General features: G+C 58.3%; 14 protein-coding genes. 6 read left to right on the plus strand and 8 right to left on the minus strand.

Annotated features, from left to right (window positions below):
* Positions 1-103: 103 nt before the first annotated feature.
* From W02_RS11495 to W02_RS11530, 8 genes are all read right to left on the minus strand, one after another.
* The gene (locus W02_RS11495) at positions 104-274 is read right to left on the minus strand and encodes a hypothetical protein (RefSeq protein WP_173047810.1); all 171 of its coding nucleotides are present in this window, start codon (positions 272-274) and stop codon (positions 104-106) included.
* 5 nt (positions 275-279) lie between these two features.
* Complete coding sequence (locus tag W02_RS11500) at positions 280-1,050, minus strand: alpha/beta hydrolase (protein WP_173047812.1); 771 nt, start codon at positions 1,048-1,050, stop codon at positions 280-282.
* A gap of 189 nt (positions 1,051-1,239) precedes the next feature.
* A complete protein-coding gene (locus W02_RS11505) occupies positions 1,240-1,959 on the minus strand; it encodes an alpha/beta hydrolase (protein WP_173047814.1) in 720 nt (239 codons plus the stop codon).
* A gap of 11 nt (positions 1,960-1,970) precedes the next feature.
* Positions 1,971-5,195 (minus strand): hypothetical protein, encoded by a 3,225-nt coding sequence (locus W02_RS11510; protein ID WP_173047816.1) that lies wholly within the window; start codon positions 5,193-5,195, stop codon positions 1,971-1,973.
* Positions 5,196-5,386: 191 nt separating this feature from the next.
* Complete coding sequence (locus W02_RS11515; RefSeq protein ID WP_173047818.1) at positions 5,387-7,276, minus strand: sorbosone dehydrogenase family protein; 1,890 nt, start codon at positions 7,274-7,276, stop codon at positions 5,387-5,389.
* Between the two features lie 187 nt (positions 7,277-7,463).
* On the minus strand, positions 7,464-8,939 hold the full coding sequence (locus W02_RS11520) for a protein adenylyltransferase SelO (protein ID WP_173051457.1): 1,476 nt from the start codon (positions 8,937-8,939) through the stop codon (positions 7,464-7,466).
* A 162-nt stretch (positions 8,940-9,101) separates the two neighbouring features.
* Positions 9,102-9,446 (minus strand): DUF2294 domain-containing protein, encoded by a 345-nt coding sequence (locus W02_RS11525; RefSeq protein ID WP_197741998.1) that lies wholly within the window; start codon positions 9,444-9,446, stop codon positions 9,102-9,104.
* Positions 9,447-9,584: 138 nt separating this feature from the next.
* Positions 9,585-9,809, minus strand: coding sequence for a hypothetical protein (locus W02_RS11530; RefSeq protein WP_173047820.1), 225 nt, complete (start codon positions 9,807-9,809; stop codon positions 9,585-9,587).
* On the opposite strand from W02_RS11530, the gene W02_RS11535 reads away from it, so the two are divergent.
* The 6 genes from W02_RS11535 (at position 9,808) to W02_RS11560 (ending at position 18,596) form a co-directional block, all read left to right on the plus strand.
* Complete coding sequence (locus tag W02_RS11535; protein WP_173047822.1) at positions 9,808-11,511, plus strand: NADH-quinone oxidoreductase subunit L; 1,704 nt, start codon at positions 9,808-9,810, stop codon at positions 11,509-11,511. The genes W02_RS11530 and W02_RS11535 overlap by 2 nt on opposite strands.
* Before the next feature lie 58 nt (positions 11,512-11,569).
* Positions 11,570-13,270: an NADH-quinone oxidoreductase subunit L gene (locus tag W02_RS11540; protein WP_173047824.1), complete on the plus strand. Its 1,701-nt coding sequence runs from the start codon at positions 11,570-11,572 to the stop codon at positions 13,268-13,270.
* Positions 13,271-13,281: 11 nt separating this feature from the next.
* Positions 13,282-14,577, plus strand: a complete 1,296-nt coding sequence (locus W02_RS11545; protein WP_173047826.1) for a proton-conducting transporter membrane subunit — start codon at positions 13,282-13,284, stop codon at positions 14,575-14,577.
* Complete coding sequence (locus W02_RS11550; RefSeq protein WP_173047828.1) at positions 14,565-17,762, plus strand: DUF2309 domain-containing protein; 3,198 nt, start codon at positions 14,565-14,567, stop codon at positions 17,760-17,762. Before W02_RS11545 ends, W02_RS11550 begins: the two co-directional genes overlap by 13 nt.
* A gap of 112 nt (positions 17,763-17,874) precedes the next feature.
* Positions 17,875-18,216 carry a P-II family nitrogen regulator gene (locus W02_RS11555; protein ID WP_173047830.1) on the plus strand — a complete coding sequence of 114 codons (342 nt, stop codon included), beginning with the start codon at positions 17,875-17,877 and terminating at the stop codon, positions 18,214-18,216.
* Between the two features lie 110 nt (positions 18,217-18,326).
* Complete coding sequence (locus tag W02_RS11560) at positions 18,327-18,596, plus strand: hypothetical protein (protein WP_173047832.1); 270 nt, start codon at positions 18,327-18,329, stop codon at positions 18,594-18,596.
* Positions 18,597-19,611 lie beyond the last annotated feature (1,015 nt).

Here is a 19,611-nt window from a genome sequence, read left to right on the forward strand (position 1 = left end):
ACCTTAACAGAGCCGGCGCACAGACCTCAAGAATTGCTCAACTCCTGGGTGGCGGACCAGATTGGCATAGGTCGTGCCGGAGATGACCGCAAGACGACATCCCTCAGATGCCGAGATCCTCTCCGAGGCGTAGTTCCGTTTCGTCGAGGATTTCCTCAAGACAGGTAAAACAGGCAAATGGGAACCGGTCGACGGGAAGAGCGCACACCTCTCCAATCGATGTGTTGGTCTCGACCGCAGGGCCTCCGCATTCTTTATGAATAATGGCCAGCATGACGGTCACTCCACCTCGATGACCAAACGGCGCAGACGTTCCATGTGTTCCGGAGCGCTTAAACGGTGATCTCCTGGAACGAGCAGCAGTTCGACCGGAAATCCTGGATGGATGACCGACAAGCGTTCCGCAAATTCGACGCTTCCGCGAAAGTGAATCACCTTGTCCTGAAGGCCGTGAACAATAGTGGTTTTGACGGGCCGAAGACGGTGGAAGCTATCATTCCAGGATGATTCACTCTCTTCAACCCATTTCCAGGCGAGCGGCCAGTCTTTATGCAATGGATCGTCATCCCACGGCATCCACCCCGTCTTGCGCCACGCCTGGCGTCTGTCTTCGGAAATGGAGCCCGCCCGCACCCCCATCATATTGAACGCCGGGGCGACCATGATGAGGCGTTCGATCAACTCATGCTCGCGGGCTATCAACCATGCAATCCAACTGCCCAACGAATTGCCGACGACCGTGATCGGTGGTCCGGTCTGTAGCGAAGCCAGTACGACGCGGGCATCCGCAATCCAATCTGAAAGCGTATAGTCGCGAAACCGGCCGTCGGAATCCCCGAATCCACGTACGTCGTAACAGCTGAAACCCCATCCACGCTCCTGACACCATTGTGCCAAAGCCTTGCTCTTGTTTCCCCACCGTTTGGAAAGGAATCCTGTGATAAAGAGCACCTGGCGATCCACGCCATCAAGGCGATCCCCTCGAATCATGCAACCGTCCGCTCCTTTGACCTCAAAGGCCCGTACATTCATGTCTTGGTCAGTCGTCATGTCGGAACCTGAAAACACACTTCTTTGATAATCTCGGTTGGCCGCATCGTCGTGCAGTTCACCACATGATGGAGGTCATTTCCCCGAATGTTGAGGAATACGGTTCATGAAGCGGGGGCCATTCGATACAGGCCGGAGTCGCACAGATGCTTCCCCACACCAGCATCGAGTTTGTCAAAAGTCTCCGTGTCATGTAGCACCCAGCACCCTGCTCAAGAAGGCACCGAGGCGAAGGAGCACGGGTTCAGGAATTTCATGTCCTCCGCGAAAGCTGTGCCAGTCTACCGTCAGTCCCGCCTTGACGAAGGCATCGCGCAGCCGCTCGGCCATGAGATAGGACAGAATTTGGTCCTGCATCCCATGACTCTGGAAGACCGGAACGCCGGACCGCCGTGAGATCGCAGGTCGCCAATCCTGTTTGGCGATCAAGGTCCCGGAAAGCTGAATCAGACCGGCACAGGGAAGGCTCGTCCTCATGAATACATCGGCGGTCAGCATCGCCCCCTGCGAGAAGCCTCCGATGCAGGTCGTTCGAGGGTTAAATGGCAGACTCCTGGGCAGCTGGGACAGGAATCGTTCGAACGTCTCGCGAGCCTGGGGGAGACCGCGCGGCACCTCGTCGGATAGATCACGCACACGGCCGGCGGCTCGATCCGCCTCGATCCTTGCCATGTCGATGAGCCACCAGGCGCGGGACTCTCCGTAGCCCATGCTGAGCGAGAGCGGACCCTCCGGATAGAGAAACCTTGTACCCTTTGGGACGGTCAAGACTTCTCCGATGGCGACCAAATCGTCGCCCGGAGCACCGAAGCCGTGAAGGAGGATCACGAGAGGGCCGTCTCCGCCGCCTTTCCCGTCCGTCCCACCGGTTATTCTGGTCTTCACACCGCCTATGAGTGCGTGATGCATGTGCGAGTCCGTCAGCGGACGTAGAGATATTGAAGCAGCGCGATCAGGCCATAGAGTGAGGATTCAATCACCGGCTGCTGGTAGAGCGGCACGAAGGCTCCCTTCTCATTATTTTCCACCTCGTTGATAATGAATTGAATCTGCTTGGTACGGATATCATAGTTCTCTCCGACACCGAGAATTTTCACCATCTGCCGGCTGAGACCCGCTAACATCGCGGCCTTGGCTTTACTGGCCGCCTGATAGAGAAGAAATGCGCCGATGAGCGCCACCAAAATGTTCAACGCCCAAGCCGACAGCAAAATCACGGGATAATTCCAAATGTCGAAATAGTCGTTTCTGGCCGCGATCATGATCAGCAGGGCGATAAACGGATACCGAATCATGCGATTGACCACTTCGGTGCGCTGGGCGATGAGATCGACGGTGGCCAGATACTTGAGCTTTTGAAACTCCGCTTTCTGAGCTGACCCCAGGCCATACTCAGCGAGATATTCCTCCTGGACCTGATCGGACCATCCGCCCGTCGAATTCGTCAGCCAGCCGATCCAGCGCCGGCACAACATAACGGCATCGAATACCGCAAGATTCAGCAGGACGACGGCGGCCATACTGATCCAGGTCATGAATGCGTCCATCGTGCAACTCAGATGACCACGGCAAGGTCTGATCATTTCCTCATCAAGAACCCACCGCTTCAGCGCCCACAGGATCGCCAGGTAAAAGAAAAACAAAATCAGGGTCCGAGCCACCCGATGCGACGGTTTCCCTGCTTCCCGATACCATGCCCAGGCCTGATCCACGGTCGCTGGAGTCATCGTGGCCGGAGGATGATGAACGCGCTTCAGATTTTCCCAAAAGCTCCGCCACGAGAATGGCCGTCGGCTGGAACTGTCTTCGAATCGGAATTTTTCCGCGATCCGCTGATTGTTTCTGGCCAAATCTCGGGCGCCCTTGGTCATGAGTACGGCAGAAAGAATCACGACGATCACGCGCAGAGTTTCGCCAGGCCAGAGACTGACGCCAGCCGTCAGCGAAAACGGTTCCCCTTCATCGTGATTGGCGAGCAGCGCCGGTGCTCCGCCCAGCGCGATGAAGGCGGAGAAGGAGCCCAATAGTACGATGCCGAGCACACCAACCAGTGTCGGATTGGCGGATACCCACAACCATGTCCGCTGATTGCTCCAGGCGATGATCGTGCCCACGAGAAGCGCGATCAATACGGATGCGGCAACGGCCGTATCGTTGAACCCGATGCCTTGTTTCAGCTGGCCGAGTTGCGGCGTATGGTCCAAGTCAGGCCGTAACGGATGGATGGTGCGGATGCCTTCGCGGTCGACGACGCTCAAATCCACTGCCCCATTACGTCCGACTTCGAAGATTCTGGGATGCAACCCGGCATCGTACAGCCGGTCATCAGGAGTGAGAGCCACATGATAGGCGGTCGAGCAGGATCCATCCGCCCGTTGCCCTCCTGGGGTGCAGACGACGTGCTGAACGGCCTGCAACGCAGCGAAATAGGCTGCGGTCTGGTAGCTGCCCCGGAACGGCGGGACATCGCGCTGGAGTCCGCCTTCCAACTGAAGACCGAACGGCGAGACGATGAGCATGTTGCGGGTCGATTTGTATTCGCTTGGATGAAGATAGCGTCCGTCGAGGTCCACCGTGAAAAAGATCGCGTGAGGAAATGACGGCCTGAGCGCCTTGATGATCAGCAAGGCATCGTAGGGATCCGAGCCAAGGATCCCAATGGCCCTGGCACCCTCTCCCTCATCGTAAATCCTCGCGGCAAGCGCCCGCACATAGTCGGTCTGGCTCGTGCCTTCGGGGCGATCTCTCGTATTGTCTTTCGCCTGGTCCGGAGCATTCGCCTTCGCAGCCCTCGCCGCTCGCGCCGCGTCATCACCCGGAATCTCCCCGTCAAGTCCGCTGAGGTAACTATAGCGGAACACATTGAGCGTGAGTGCTTCATACTCCGCCGGTCGCTGGATCTGCAGATCGAGGGCGCGAGGAACGTTCGGGCACACGTGCTTGATCTCGACGGGAACCTGGATCTTTTTTAAATCCTCTTCCGGAAACGTGGCCACCTTGGCACAGGCCGCGGCTCGAAACTCCACCGGCAGGGTTCTGCCGTAGAACGAATCCCATTCCCCGATCAAAATGACGGCATCCCAGCCGAGTCGGACCTGGCGGCGCTCCAATTCGCCGACCAATGCATCGAACAGTTCGTTGTCGGAACCAATATCATAGGCCAGCCGGATATTCGCATCCTTGAGTCGTCGATAGAATTCGTGTTCGCAGTCTTCGTACGTGGCACAGACCGCCCCTTTTCCCGATTCAGCCTTCATGCCATACGCGAGCAACCCTTTCATGGCGCTCGCCCAGGGGGAGAATAATTCGATCGTCCCGTCGGCGTTGGGCCAGACTCCGACCTCTTCGTGTGAATCTCGGTACAGACGTCCTGACTCTTCCAGAAGAGTCCGAAATCCCGATGAACGGCGCGGCCCGATGATCTTGAACGTGACCGCGCGCTGCGAGGCTCCGTCCAACCGAATGAGCTTGCGTTTCCCATCGTTCAACAGGCACTCGCCCTTTTCATTGTCCTGGCACACGAGTGCCTGGGAGAGGGAAGACAGGGTGGAAATGAAACCCCGATCAAGGGCTTCGTCGGCGAGCCAAATGAGGAGCACCCCGGTGGAGCGCGAGTTCATACCTCCACAGACCCGGGTTTTCCGAAGCCGGTACCATTCGTAGGGAAGCGCTTGGATGGGACCTTGACGTTCCCATTCGATAAAAGAGAGGTGCCCTTCATCTTCAGGAGCATAGCATCCTACCCCGAGTCCCGTGCCGATCGCATAACGGTCACGAATCCGGGATTCGGTGCTTTCGACGTATGGCCCGCCGCTCGTGCTCACAAACAAGACGGTGACGCGCTCGCCGTTCTTGACCCGTTCCCTCAAGGCGTGGCGGAGCGGTTTGAGCCGTTGCGCAAATGAGCCCTCGGGCCCGGATTTGGGAGGAATAGTCTTTATCGCGCGAGAGACGGCCGCAACTGGATCTTCCCACAGGCGCGCGCGCACCAGCTGCTCTCCCGTGGTCGGTTTCATCTCGAGGCCGGCGCCGACCGGTCGCGAGCTGCGCAACGGTTCCTTCACAAGCAGGACACCCGCAATGGCCAGGGCCAGCGTCAGCGCTCCGGCTACGGCCAGTTTCGAATCGCCGCGTGCTTTAGCCATGAAATGGGATTCTCCGCGGGTACGGCAGCGCCACTGTACAGCGACTTCTCAAGGACTTTCCAGTAGCTGGAACAGCATGAGCACATCTGTGGCAGGACGGCACCGCCGCGAGGGCGGCGCGCCATCGTATCACCATCACGTTCGGAGCAGAGCCGCAAGTCGATCTCAGCCCCGACGCCGGTCGGGATCTCTTATTGGGGGGCGTTCGGGTTCAAGACCACCCGGTAAATGCTGCCCCCGCTCGATGTGGAGCCGCTGACGTACATATACCCATCCGGTCCCTGCTTGAAGGCAATTAACCCACCGGCGGCATTTTGAACGTCCAAGGCCACGGAATCCGATGCGACCGTTTTGAATGAGGGATCAAGCACAAGGCGATGAATTTTCCCCTCCACATAGTCCGTGAAGAACAGGTTGTTGTGATAGAGCGAGGGATAGACCGAAGTGGCCTGCAAGGCGACGATATTGGTAATGCCAACCGGTTGCTCCAAGACAAAGGCGGGATCGATAAACCGGGGATCGCCCTTTCCGGTCGTTTCAGGCCAGCCGTAATTGCCGCCTTTGGCAGCGAGATTCACCTCGTCGTTTACGGTGGGTCCGTTATCCGTAAACCAGAGATCGTTGGTCGCCGGATGCACGGCCAAGCCAAAGCTGTTTCTCACACCGTACAGCCAGGTCCGCGAACCGGGGAACGGATTATCGGCCGGGATGCTGCCGTCGGTATTGATACGAAGGATCTTGCCGTTCAACGACGCCGGATCTTGAGCTAAATTGTCCTGCGTGGCTTCCCCGACCGTAACATATAGCTTTCCATCTGCTCCGAACAACAAGACCCCGCCGTTGTGCTGGTCGGCTGCAAGAATACCGTCGATGAGGATTTGCTCATTGCCCGCTTGGCCATTCATATCCGTCACCCGAACGAGACGATTCCGTTGCTGATCCGGTGTCGAGAAATAAATGTAGACAAATTTGTTTGTGGCATAGTTGGGATCGATCGCGATTCCGGCGAGCCCTTGTTCACCCAGTTGACCGACCTCTGTGTGGTAAAACGGCGTGGTCCGTCTTTGCCATGCCCCTCCGGCCGTATCGATCACCCAGACGTTCCCGCCCTTGCCATCGGTATAAAAAAGCTGGTCACCCGGGGCAAACGCCATTCCATTGGCGGATGCGTCGATCATGGGCTCGAGGTCGAAGTCCCCGGCAGCCGTCGACTGGGCGACGGAGAACGTCAAGATTTGCATTGCTTCGGGATTGGCGAGCGGCTGATGCGCGGCATCAACCAGCACAAACTGGACCTGGTGCTGTCCGGCTCCCAATGCAAACATCCGAAAACTCGTCGGACTGTGCCAATGAACGAGATGAGTATGGCCCCCCTTGTACACGACACCGTTCTCATCGTCGATTCCCGGCCCGTTGTAAAAGTGGTGTGGCTCCGTATCACCATCGACGAAGAAATGCAGGTGCGATTGTCCGTTCACCCCGATCGAATGGTTCAGGCTCACAAATGACACCGTCACCGGTCCGGGAACCTCGCTCCCGCTCAACGGAGAAATCGGGACAATCGTGGGAACCGGGGCGCCAGCCACGCCTTTCGAAAAATACAATGCCGTCGATGATCCGACAGCCTGGTTATCAGTCCCATTCGCATTGACGAGCTGAAATACTATCGCGTGCTGTCCGTCGGGAAGATTGTTGAATCGGAAAGATGTCGGGCTCAGCCACTCGGGCTCCGTCGTTTCAACCCCGTTGTAGAGGATTTTCTTATCATTGCCGTTCAGAACCGTATAGGGATTCGGATCACCGTCCAAAACGAACCGCATGTGGGGCTGTCCAACCCCGCCGATGGTAAAGTTTGTGGTCGAATACACGATGGTGACGGGTCCCGATGCCGTACTCGCATTTTGATCAGGACTCGCGATCGTAATTCCCACTGTTTGATTTGAACTTCCGGAAGTGCCGCCTCCACCATTCGTGGTACCGGGGGGGGGCGCCGAACCGTCGGATCCACTGCTACAGTTCATGAGCGTAAGAGCAACAAACAGCACGACACTCGCTTGATACAAACGGCTTCTTCGCGACATGGAATTCCTCGAATTGGGGGTACCCGGGTGTGAAATCAGCTTCCGAAAAGACTCAACGGACTGTACCTCTTGCTTTCATCCTTGCTATATACCTCTTTGGAGTCAGAGGATTTTACGTAGGCATACACACATCGATATCGGGGATTGATCGATCACATTTCTTTGCCTCGCTCCGTGTACGCGAATCTTAAGATGAGCAACTGACGGAGAGGTGTTTACCCCAATTTGGAGGGGACGCGGTGTATCCGGACATTTCCGGGCGATCCGTAAAAGGGTCCTGCAGTAATCTATACAACCGATCGATTTCGGTAAAGTCTTTCCGGTGCGCCTTGTCAATCGCCTGCTGCGCCAGATAATTGCGGAGCACGATGGCGGGGTTTGTACGGTTCATCCGCGTCAACCGTTCCTCGTCCCGGCTTTCCTCGCTTCTCAGCCGCTCGGCATACTGCGCTGCCCAGTGATCGAACATCTCGCCATTGATAAAATGTTCGCGCAGGCGGCCGTTCACCGCTCCCGGAGCGGAGGAGAAGGCCGCGAGTTCGCGAAAGACAATCGTGTAGTCTGCATGACTGTCCTGCATGAGTTGCAACAACCCCTGGATCAAGACCTCGTCTTCGGGCCGCTGTTGCGTCAATCCCAGTTTTGCTCTCATGAGCGCGGCATACTCGCCTTCATAAAGCGGCGTGTAGTGGTCGAGCGCCGACTTGAGTTCTTCTTTCGCCACCAGCGGGAGGAGTGCCTGCGCGAGGCAGCTGAGATTCCAGAGTCCGATAAAGGGCTGTTGATTGAAGGCGTAACGCCCATTGTGGTCCGAGTGATTACAGATGAATCCGGCGTCGTACGCGTCCATGAATCCATACGGCCCGTAATCCAGCGTCAACCCGAGAATCGACATATTATCGGTATTGAGGACCCCATGGGCCCAGCCGACCGCCTGCCATCGCGCGATGAGTTTCGCGGTGCGTTCGACGACTTCGTGAAAAAAGCGCGCATACTTGTCCGCGGCGACATGAATCGCAGCAAAGTGTTGACCGATGACAAAGTCGGCCAACACTTTCAAATTCTCGTACTGCTTTCGATAGTAAAATACCTCGAATGTGCCGAATCGGACATGCGATGGCGCCATGCGGACCAGCATGGCGCCCGGTTCGGTCTGCTCACGATAAATTTTATCGTCGCTGCCGACGAGACAGAGGGCCCGGGTAGTCGGAATGCCCAAGGCATCCATGGCTTCGCAGCATAAATACTCGCGGATGGTCGAGCGCAGCACCGCCCGGCCATCCCCGTCGCGGGAAAAGGGCGTCATCCCGGCGCCTTTGAGATGCAAATCCCATTTCTGTCCCCGCTCGTTCCGAACTTCCCCCAACAGGATGGCGCGACCGTCGCCCAGTTGCGGCACATAGACGCCAAATTGATGTCCGGAGTACAGCATGGCGAGTGGGTCCATGCCCGGCGCAAGCATGCTGCCGCCGAACAGGGCGGCGAATTCCGGCCGGGAACATTCCCCGTGGTCGAGATCGATCAGCTCGATCGCCGAGCGGTTGGCATGGATGAAATATGGAGGTGAGGTGAATGGTGTCGGGTTCTGCTTGGCGTAGAACGATTCAGGGAGACGGGCGTAGGTATTGTCGAACCGAAGTGTTTCCAGTGTTTGCTTCCTCATGTTACCCATGAGCCGAGCATGACAGGACCGCAGACTCGGTTTCAAGCCGAGGGACTCACCAAAATGCCATGCCCCTTCAATGCTTGTTCGGAGAATTTCGGCACGTTATGAATGAGGCGCGTGTCTGCGCGAGGAGATACTTACGGATCCAAGACGTTTAGGCTACCGTACGCCGGTTTGGATGTCCCGGTCCATCGTGAAGACAAAGACCCGTTCGCCAAGCTGTACGTCGATGTCGGTAAAGATGCCGAGAATTTTGGCACGGGAGATGTCGCTGATCTGATCACAGAGCTTGTCGCGTCCCTGTGCGATCAGAGTTTGGCGAAGCCGTTTGACCATTTCCACACCTTCAACGGTCTTGGCCAATTGACGTTCAGCGGGCGTCAGCACCCCCTTCAGTCTGACGACGATCATGTCGCGAACAATGACGGCTCGCACCTCGTCAGGGCCCCGGCCCAAGAACTCCTGTTCGAACTTAATGATGGCGTTCCGTACGGCTGTTTCCACGGATTGATTATAGATTTTGATGGAGCACCGGGACAAGGAGAATACGCGGAGATCCCAACCTGCGAAGATGTCGACTAGGTCTTTCGGGCCACAACACGACCGGACGAGAGGACCGCGTCCACATCCTGTGCTTGACGGTTATGTCAGCGCCGTATTAATGATGGTCATCATCGATGAGCGCGTCCATGTCGCCTGTTCCGAATCGATGACTGCAAACAGGCGGGATGCCGCATAGTTCGATACTGGTCCGTAGGGTAACCGGCAGCACGAGCGAGCGGCCGGTTGCAGTGCAAGCCAACCGCGACAGCTCGACCGGGAGGTCGAGAGGCCGGGTTGGCTTTTTTCTTTATACGGGTGTGACATGTGGACCTTCGCCGTGCTGCTTGTTCCGTTGCTGCCGCTCCTGACCACATGTATCGTGCTCGCGGGCGATGAAGCGGCGATTCGTAGACGGGTCAAGTTTGCGGTTGGCCCGATCGGTGCCGCCTTCGCCGGCGCCGCGGTGACCCTCTATATCGTCGCGACGCAAGGACCGATCACGGTCCGCTTCTATGATTCCGGCTTGGCCGGGTCGTTTCCCGTGCCGGTGGGCTTCTATATTGACCGTCTGAGCGCGGTCATGATGGTGCTCATTTCCGCTATCGGGACGATCATCTATACCTACTCCCTCCAATACATGAACCAGGAACCCCACGAACGCCGCTATTTCGCGCTGCTCGGCATCACCGTCTGCGTGTTGCTCTGCATGGTGTCGAGCGCCAACCTCATGATGTTGTTCATCTTCTGGCAACTGCTCTCATATCTTCTCTATCTCCTCATTCATAACCACACACACGCCGCGACGCTCGAAAGCGCATTTCGAACCTTCACACTGCTGCGGACGGGGGACGTCGCCTTTCTCGCCGGCACCGCGCTGGCCTACGCGCTCTACGGCACGCTGGAGTTTCCCGAGTTGTTTGCCGCAGCCGTTCAGTCGCAGGTCACGATCACCCTAATTCCCGGCTTGGACTGCAGCGGGGCCACAGTCGTCACGTTGCTCTTGTTGATCGGGGCCATGAGCAAGTCGGCCCAGTTCCCGTTCCACATCTGGCTCCCGCGTTACCTGTACGCGCCAACGCCTGTGACGGCGCTGCTGCACGCGGGCATCATCAACGCCGGGGGGTTCTTGATCAACCGGCTTGCGCCGCTGTTTGGATTGAGCTCGACGACGCTCCATGTCGCGTTCGTCCTCGGAACGCTGACGGCCGTACTCGGGGCCTCCATGATGCTGGCCCAGAACGACATCAAGAACATGCTGGGGTTCTCGACGATTGGCCAGATGGGATATATGATCATGGAATGCGGGCTTGGGGCATTTTCGCTCGCGGTGTTCCATTTGATCGCGCACGGACTGTTCAAGGCCACCGTATTCCTCAATTGCGGCAACGTCATCGGCAAGGCCCGGCTGGAGCCGCATTTCCCCCATCCCGCGAAGACGGATGAGGACACTTATTCGAACTTGGCCTGGGCAACCGGATTCGTCACGACGCTATTGATCCCGTTGCTGATTCTCTTGGTCACGCACGGCGTGCTGCGAATTCCCCTGCTCGAAGCGCAGGGCACCGTGATTTTTCTGTTCTTCATTTGGATCACGTCCTCACAGGCCATCTTGACTCTCACGCATCTCCGGGCTGTCGCGTCATGGAAAGTGTCCGCCGCGATGCTGCTCACCCTCTTGTTTATCGTGTTCGTGTACCTCTTCGCGGTGGAGTCGTTCACGGCCTTTTTGTATCCCAATCCGGTGGATGTCGCGTCCTACTTCAAGGCGGCGGCGCTGCCAAGCCGCCTGTTCGACGTCATGATCGCCGCAGCAACACTCATGACCGTCATCGGTTGGTGCTATGTCTATCTCAGGGCTCACGGCCGGTCCCTGCCGATGCCGGCCTGGGTCTACGCCTTCCGCATACGGCTCTATGTCCTCTTCCTGAATCGGCTCCATGTCGACGAGGCTGTCCAGCGACTGGGGCGGGCCCCACTGTCCGCTATCCGGCGATGCGAGGAGCTGACGCCGGGACGGATGTCGTGATCGCAGCTTGACGACGATCCGGGTGCCGTATTAATGGTTAGCCCCTGATGAGGTAGTTGTGACGCTCGTCCTGTTGGTACCGCTCCTCCTGCTCGCGGCCGCCTGCATCGTGCTATTCGGACCGCACGGCTCCGAACATGCTCGGGTGAAGGCGGCCGGCTATCCCATCGCGGCCGCCTTCCTCGGCTCAATCGCGACGCTGCATCTCGTGACAGCCCTCGGACCCGTCTCGATCCGGTTCTACGATCTGTCCTCGATCGCCTCCTTCGCAATCCCGATCGGATTTTACGTCGACCGGCTGAGCGCGGTGATGATGACCCTGATTACAGGCGTCAGCGTCATCATTTACAGCTACTCGACAGGGTACATGTACCAGGATCGGCACGCCCGTCGGTACCTTGCCATGATCTGCCTCACGGATTTCGTCCTCATTTGCATGGTGTCCGGCGCCAATCTCATGATGCTGTTTCTCTTCTGGCAGATCCTCAGCTACCTGCTTTACGTGCTTGCCCACAATCATGCCCATGCGGGGACGCTCGCAGGAGCGTTCAAGACGTTTACGCTTCTGCGCGTGGCCGATATGGCGTTTCTGGCCGGCATTGTGCTCGCCTACCAATTGTACGGAACTCTCGAATTCCAAGAGCTCTTTGCCCGAGCCGCCGACACACCGGTCATGTTGTCTCTATGGTCCGGTGTGGAGATAAGCGGCGCCACGGCCGTCACGCTGCTCGTTTTCATCGGGGCGATGGGCAAATCGGCACAGTTTCCCATCCATCTTTGGCTGCCGGGATCGTTGTTCGCGCCGACACCGGTACATGCGTTGCTCCACGCGGGCATCATCAACGCCGGCGGGTTCCTGATCAACCGGCTCGCGCCGTTGTTCGGGCTCAGCTCAACGACGCTGCATGTCGCCTTTCTTGTTGGCACGGTGACCGCCATCCTTGGCGCCTCCATGATGCTGGCCCAGAACGACATCAAGAAGACGCTCGGGTTCTCGACCATCGGCCAAATGGGGTACATGATCATGGAATGCGGCCTGGGCGCGTTCTCTCTTGCGGTATTTCATTTGATTGCACACGGCTTATTCAAAGCGACCGTGTTCCTGAACTGTGGCACTATCATTCACAAGGCGAGACAGGAACCCGATTTCCCGCATGTCGATCATCAGGCTGAGGAACCGGGTTTGTCCCGCCTCACGTGGTTCACGGGATCCGTCACCACGCTGTTCATCCCGCTTCTCATTCTGTTGATCACGCATGGCGTCCTGCACATCCCCTTGCTGGAATCTCAAGGGACGGTGATTTTTCTGTTCTTCATCTGGATCACCTCGTCGCAGGCGATCCTGACGTTGACGCGTCTGCGCCAGGTTGCGTCGTGGAAAGTCTCGACCGCCATGCTGATGACGCTGCTGTTTATCGTATTTGTCTACCTGTTCGCCGTCGAGTCGTTCACCGAGTTCCTGTATCCGAATCCGGAGGAAGTGGCGTCGTACTTCAGGGCCGCTGCTCTTCCCAACTGGCTGTTCGATCTCATTATTGTGACGGCCACGATTCTGACCGTTGCCAGTTGGTCCTATCTCTACATGAGCGCCCACGGGATGTCCCTGCGAATGCCTCCATGGGTTCAAGGTTTGCGCGTACGCCTGTATCTCCCCTTCATGAACCGGTTGTACGCCGACGAACTCTACGCACTGATCGGGCAGACCATCATGCGTGCCGTGCACCAGGTCGACAAACGGGAGCGAGGCTGGTCGAGATGATGGACGGTACGATGATTCCTTGGCTGCTGGCCGGTATCCCGTTGGTGGGGATGCTCGCCTGCCTGCCCTTTCGCTCGGATCCCGGACGGCTAAAACAGTCCTCTGTCGCCTGGGCCATGTTCAGCCTCGTCTCGGTTGCGGGATGTGCCAACCGAATCGACGTGCCACCTGAAGGACTTCTGCCGCTCTTCCTCCTGCCGTTGGCCGCCACAATCTCGATTCTGGGGCAACCGGTTCACGAACATCACCGGCTTTCGTGGATGTTGACGTTGTTGTTTCTTGGATTGGGCTTATCCGCCATAAGCATTCCCCCGCCGATCGGCTTCTTGAGCTTGACACTGCTCCTGGCTCTGATAGCAGGACTGCTCTACCGGCACCACAGCGAACTCTGGCCCAGATCCTCGTGGGGCATCGGCGCCTACGGTTTCGGTGCTTTGTGTGCCGTCGCGTCAGCCGCCGCCGATGCTCCGCTGTCATCGGTGGCTTCTCTGTTGACCTGCGCGGTCTTGCTCCCCCTCGTGCCCTTTCACGATGGTCACCTGACAGCGCTGACGCGGCTGCCAGGCAGTCTGCCCTCATTCATCGTCGTGCTCCTTCCACTCGCCGGTCTCCACCACCTTGCGGCTGCCATGCCGACGATCCCGGACATCGTGGCTTGGACCGTGAGCCTTTTCGCCCTGGCGGGAGCTTCCTACGGCGCGCTCAAGGCGCTGGCACAATCCCGTGTCCGTCTCCTGCTGGCCTACGGAAGTCTCTCGTTCTTTTCCATTCTCTGGTGGTTCGCCGCCGCCTCGCGCACGGCGACGCCCCGGTCCGCTCTCCTGGTAGGGACAGTGGGCCTGGCTACAAGCGGGCTCATGATCGCCTGGCAGGTCATCCGTACCAGATACGGCGATGACGTGGACCCGCAAGCCATCAGCGGCCTCGCGACCGGCATGCCGAAGTATGCGGTCTTACTATCGCTGCTCGCGCTGGCGGCGATGGGTCTGCCGCCCTTTGGTGTCTTCGCCGGATTTATGGGTCTGCTGTTGAGCCCACCGTTTCCTTCATTGGCTGGCCTGTTCTTCACGCTCCTGGCGTGGCTTGCCGCCTCCTGGTACATCATGCAGATGGTGCAACGGCTGCTCTTCGGCGTCCGGCGGCCCGAATTGCGATACACCGATCTGCTCCAAGCCGAGTTCGCTTCGTTATTGATCGTCGTGCTGGTCCTTCTCGCTTTGGGGCTGGCGCCCACGACCCTCTTCGCCTCCGAACGGGCCTTGCTCGGAACCGTCACTGCCGGAGACTCGCCCACGTGGATTCCCTAGATCGCGCGACCGACATCGAATCGAAACGGATGGAGTTACGGGGGGTCGTTCGCCTCGCCGGCGAAGTCGTCGCGCAGTACTGGCCGATGCGGACGTTCGTGCATCACAACCCGCTCCACAGCCTCGAGTATCTTCCCTTCGAGGAAACGGTCCGCCGCGGCAAGCAATTCATGGGCGGGAGCGGTTATCTTCCCGGCGAGGTGTATCGTCAGTATTTCCGGTCGGGGCGGATCCGCTCCGAACACCTGGACGAGGTCTTGACCCCGCTGGTGCAGGACACTCACGTCGCGATCGGTGCCCGCATCATTACGCACGGCGGGGTGCTGCGCGCCTGCCTGACCGAGGGACTGGGATCGCCTGCCGTCGAACCGCTCGACAGTCAGTTGCCCGATCCCTCGCACGCGCTGATCGAACGACTCGCAGCCCGGCTTGACTCCGTGCTCACCTATCCGGACCTCCAGACACGCCTACGCGCCATCGTGGATGCCGACGAAGCCGCCTTGGGACGATGGCTCACGCTGTCGCACTGGTGCGACGATACGCTGGGGACGCAGATCGTCCGCCAGATCAATGATCAGCTCATCAAATGGTGTGAGGCCTTCCTTGACGAAGGGCACGCGACCTGGGCCATGCCTGAACGCGAAAAGGGCCTGTACCAAGCCTGGAAAGCGATCGCCGCTCATGAATGGTCACCCTGCGGAATTGCCGATAGCGGCCGAAAAATTGCGGCCCTCCCCGATTATCCCGAGGATGCCCTTCTGGAGAGCCTTGATGCACTGGGCATCCCGCTCGATCTTCGCCAGGATTATCTCTCGCTGCAATTGACCGCTCTCCCGGGCTGGGCCGGTTTCATCAAATGGCGCGGCGAAGAACGGGACTATCCCTGGCAACAGGCATATCCGGCGGGGCTCGTCAAGTTCCTGGCCATCCGCCTCTGGTACGCGCGCGAGCTCGTTCAGAAAGCTTGCCGAGACGAACTCGGAATCGACGGTCGCTACGAGGCCGTGACCGCATACATGCGCAGCCGGCCAGAAGAGTATTACTTGCGGCGACAGCGGGTTGCGGGGCGATTGCCGGCGTTGTACGCGGAAGAGGTCGATCGACTCGCCCACCAGGGAGGCAACGGGTGGAAGGCGGTGCTTGATCGCTACCGAATCGAGGTGGTTCCCCGGCAGGCAACGGCAGCCCGTCGGGCAGCGGCCAGAATCCTGCTGGCGCTGGCGCAATCACTGGACCTCGATCGGGAGCAGCTCGTGACGACCCCTCCCGAAACGCTGAAACAATTGGTCGAATGGATTGAGTCATTTCCGGAGTCCACTCATGGTCCGGTCTGGCTCAAGGCCCTCGAATCCAGCTATCAGAAGTCTTTATTGGGACGGCTCCGATCCCGGACATCGGGTGCCGAAGCACCGGCACTCCGGCCATACTCGCAGTCGGTCTACTGCATTGATGTGCGATCAGAACCGTTCCGTCGGCACCTGGAATCGACCGGCGCGCACGACACTTATGGCTTCGCCGGGTTCTTCGCCGCGTTTATCCGGTTCCGTGCCTGGGGAAAGGAGCACGAGACGGAACAGTTTCCCGTCATCATGCGCGCCAAGAACGAGGTCCGGGAGATTCCACGCAGTTATCTCGATCACAAGGTATCCACCCATGAAGCCCGCACGAAGTGGGTCCATGCCGGCCACACGCTCCTTCACGATCTCAAGGAGAACGTGGTCACGCCCTATGTCATGGTGGAATCGTTAGGATGGGTGTACGCCATTCCCATTTTCGGCAAGACCTTGTGGCCGTCACTTTACCGGCGATGGACGGCCTGGTTGCGGCGCCTGTTCGTCCCACCCATCGCGACGACGTTGACCGTCGGCAAGCTGGCCCCGGATGAAACCGCCGAGATGCTGGTGGCCCAGCAGCAGGCCAGGATCCGGACAGCACTTGAAGAACACACGGGGCTGCGAAAGTCTCGGATCACCCCTCTGCTCGTCGAGGCTCTCCGGCAACGAGCCCTGGGCGGCACGGGGGAAGTCGATCAGGTGTTCCTGGATGCCGCTACGCAGGCCGGGCTCTCACCGGAATCGCTCGAACGGCTCGTGGGCGTCCTGCAACGGCAATACGACATCAGCGCACGCTCCGCGTCCCATCAGCGGGAACGGATCACGCGCACCGGATTCACCACAGAAGAGCAGGTGCTGACGGTGGACACGGCGTTGAGGATGATGGGCCTGACACGGAATTTCGCGCGGTTGGTCTTCTTCTGCGCGCACGGGAGCACCTCCGAAAACAATCCCTATGAGTCTGCGCTCGATTGCGGCGCCTGCGGCGGCAACGAGGGCAAGCCCAATGCTCGGGTTCTGGCCATGATGGCGAACAATCGGACAGTACGGGAACGCCTGGCCAAAAATGGCCTCGACATCCCGGCCGACACCCATTTCCTGGCCGGCCAGATGGATACCACGACCGACCAGGTGACGTTGTTCGACCTGGAAGATGTGCCGCCGACCCACCGCGCTGATCTGGCCCGGTTGCAGGAAGATCTGCAGGAGGCGGCCGAGCTGACCAGTCAAGAACGCTGCGCGCGCTTTCCCGACCTCGAGCCGGCGCCGGTCGGAAAACGGGCGGCGGCTCACGTGCGAAAACGCAGCGCGGACTGGAGCCAGGTCCGACCGGAATGGGGACTCTCGGGCAACACCGCCATCATCTTCGGCCGCCGGGAACTGACCAAGGGTCTCGATTTAGAGGGCCGAGTCTTCCTGCATTCGTACGACTACCGGGAAGATCCGTCCAATCGCCTGCTGGAGGTGCTGCTGACCGCACCACAAGTCGTGGCGCAGTGGATCAACATGGAACACTATTTTTCCATCACCGACAACGAGGTCTACGGAAGCGGAAGCAAGATCTACCACAACGTCGTCGGAAGACTGGGGATCATGTCGGGGCCCTGGAGCGATCTTCGCCTGGGGCTCGCGCGGCAGACCGTCATGAATGGCGAGCTTCCCTATCATGAGCCGATGCGGCTGCTCACGATCATCGAGGCGCCGCGGGAGCGCATCGACAAATTGATCGGACGACACGAAGTGCTGCAGCACTTCTATCACAATGAATGGGTCCATCTCGTCGCGCTCGATCCCATGGATACGGTATGGTATCGATATCGCCCCACAAAGGCATGGGTTGCGATTGATTGAGCATCGATGATGCCGACGGAGCAGTCACGTCCGGACCGGAGGGACTTCCGCATGCGGCCGGCGGGGCTGATACACAGATTCCTCATACTGACTTCGAAAGGAGATTGAGTCCATGGGTGGGTTGACGTTACATTCGATGAAAGAGATCCGCGTGATCGTGGCCGGTGAGCACCGGGCCTTCGTGACGGAATTGCTCGACCGCGTCAATGCGACGGGCTATACGATCATCGGCAACGTGTCGGGAAAGGGCCACCATGGCGTGCGGGAAGCCCATTTCATGTTCAGCGAACAAGAAAGCTTGGAGATGATCATGACGGTGGTTCCGGAAGAGAAGGTCGAACCTATTCTCGCCGGTCTCAGGCCGCTTTTTGAGCGCCATTCCGGCGTCATGTTCGTCGCCGACGTGTCCGTGAGCCGGCAGGAGTATTTTGGGAAGAAAAAGCCGTCGAGCTGAGGGAGTGTCGCGGAGACATCTCCAAGAGCGCCCTTGTCTTCGAGCCCTGAACACGTCTACAATGCCGATCCTGCGACTCGGCAGAAGATGTGCGTGGCATGGAGGCGAGAGTGAAGGGTTTGCGGTTCGAAAGGATCGGCCAGGGTCGCTACTATAATGTCGTGTTTCATCTTGGGAGCACCTACGTGCCTGTAAGCGATGAAACGATTGAGGAACTCAAGGCGCAAAGCCTACTCCCCGCCGAACGTTTTCTCGATCTTCTCATCGATCGCGTGGGCTATTCATCATACCTCAAGGATCAGATCCGCACAGAATTAAAAGGCTCCGGCGATCCTGTGACGCAGATTACGGTGCTCCAGGGCGCCATCCGCGAACTGTAATCAGGCGTTGAAAAACGCCGCCTGCTTCGTTCTCGCTTTACTCAAGGGCTCAACGTATCAGCAAACATACGCCTCGCCTTCCCGCTCGCTGCGGCCTCGCTGGCGACGCTTTTGAGCGCCTGCAGACCCAACCAAAAGGGGTACGTCTTCAGAATTGCTCTGCCTTAGGCATTGAGGCATTCACGAACACGACTGATCAATCCCTTTAGAGTGGACAGGCTGCGGGCCGTCCATACACCACCGAAGCGTTTTGAGCAATCCCGACTGATGGTTCCCCATGGCGGTCGCTTCGTGCGCTCAAGTATATTGAGCTCTGTCAGAGGATCTCGTTTCCATACTCGAACTAGTCGATCATTCACTGGCTCGAAGACTCCGTGATTCGTGGTCCACTGTTCGTTTACTGAGCGCGGCAGCCTAATAGTATCTACTCGGAGGGCAATGCCGCGGGTCCAACGAATTCCAGGCTCGGTCGGGGGGAGGGAGTCAGATAGTGCATCATTAAACTGTCTTTCGAGCTGATCTAGATCAAGCATCAACCAAGATGTACCTGTACCAGAACCCATTTGTTTCTGAATCTCGACAGGCAGTTCGACTCCGGCATCTATCCCGAAATTCCCAGTCTGCCGATACCAGCATAGGACTCTGGCTTGAAGTCCCATTGCTGCAAACTGATCGTTCAACTGTCGAGGCCATGTCACCGACATGAACTCCAAAGGCTAACAACATGTTCATCTTGTTACTGAGTCATCTCTTCTTATCGAATGATGCTAAGCGACAACGGTAGTCAGGTCAGTTAGTTTCTTTTAAGACCTTAGGAACCATTCACCATGGTAAGGCATGCTATAACCGACCGGCCACCGTAAGCTTGTTGAGAATGCGATCCGTCAGCTTGATCCCTTTTGGGCTTCTCCCAACGGCCCGCATCCTCGCCAACAATGAGTCGGTATCTATAGGCATGCTGTACGCCGCTTGTTGGAGATAGGAGAGAACCTGAAAGTTCAGATTCCATCTATGG

Origin of the sequence: Nitrospira sp. KM1 (genome assembly GCF_011405515.1) — a bacterium.
GTDB lineage: Bacteria > Nitrospirota > Nitrospiria > Nitrospirales > Nitrospiraceae > Nitrospira_C.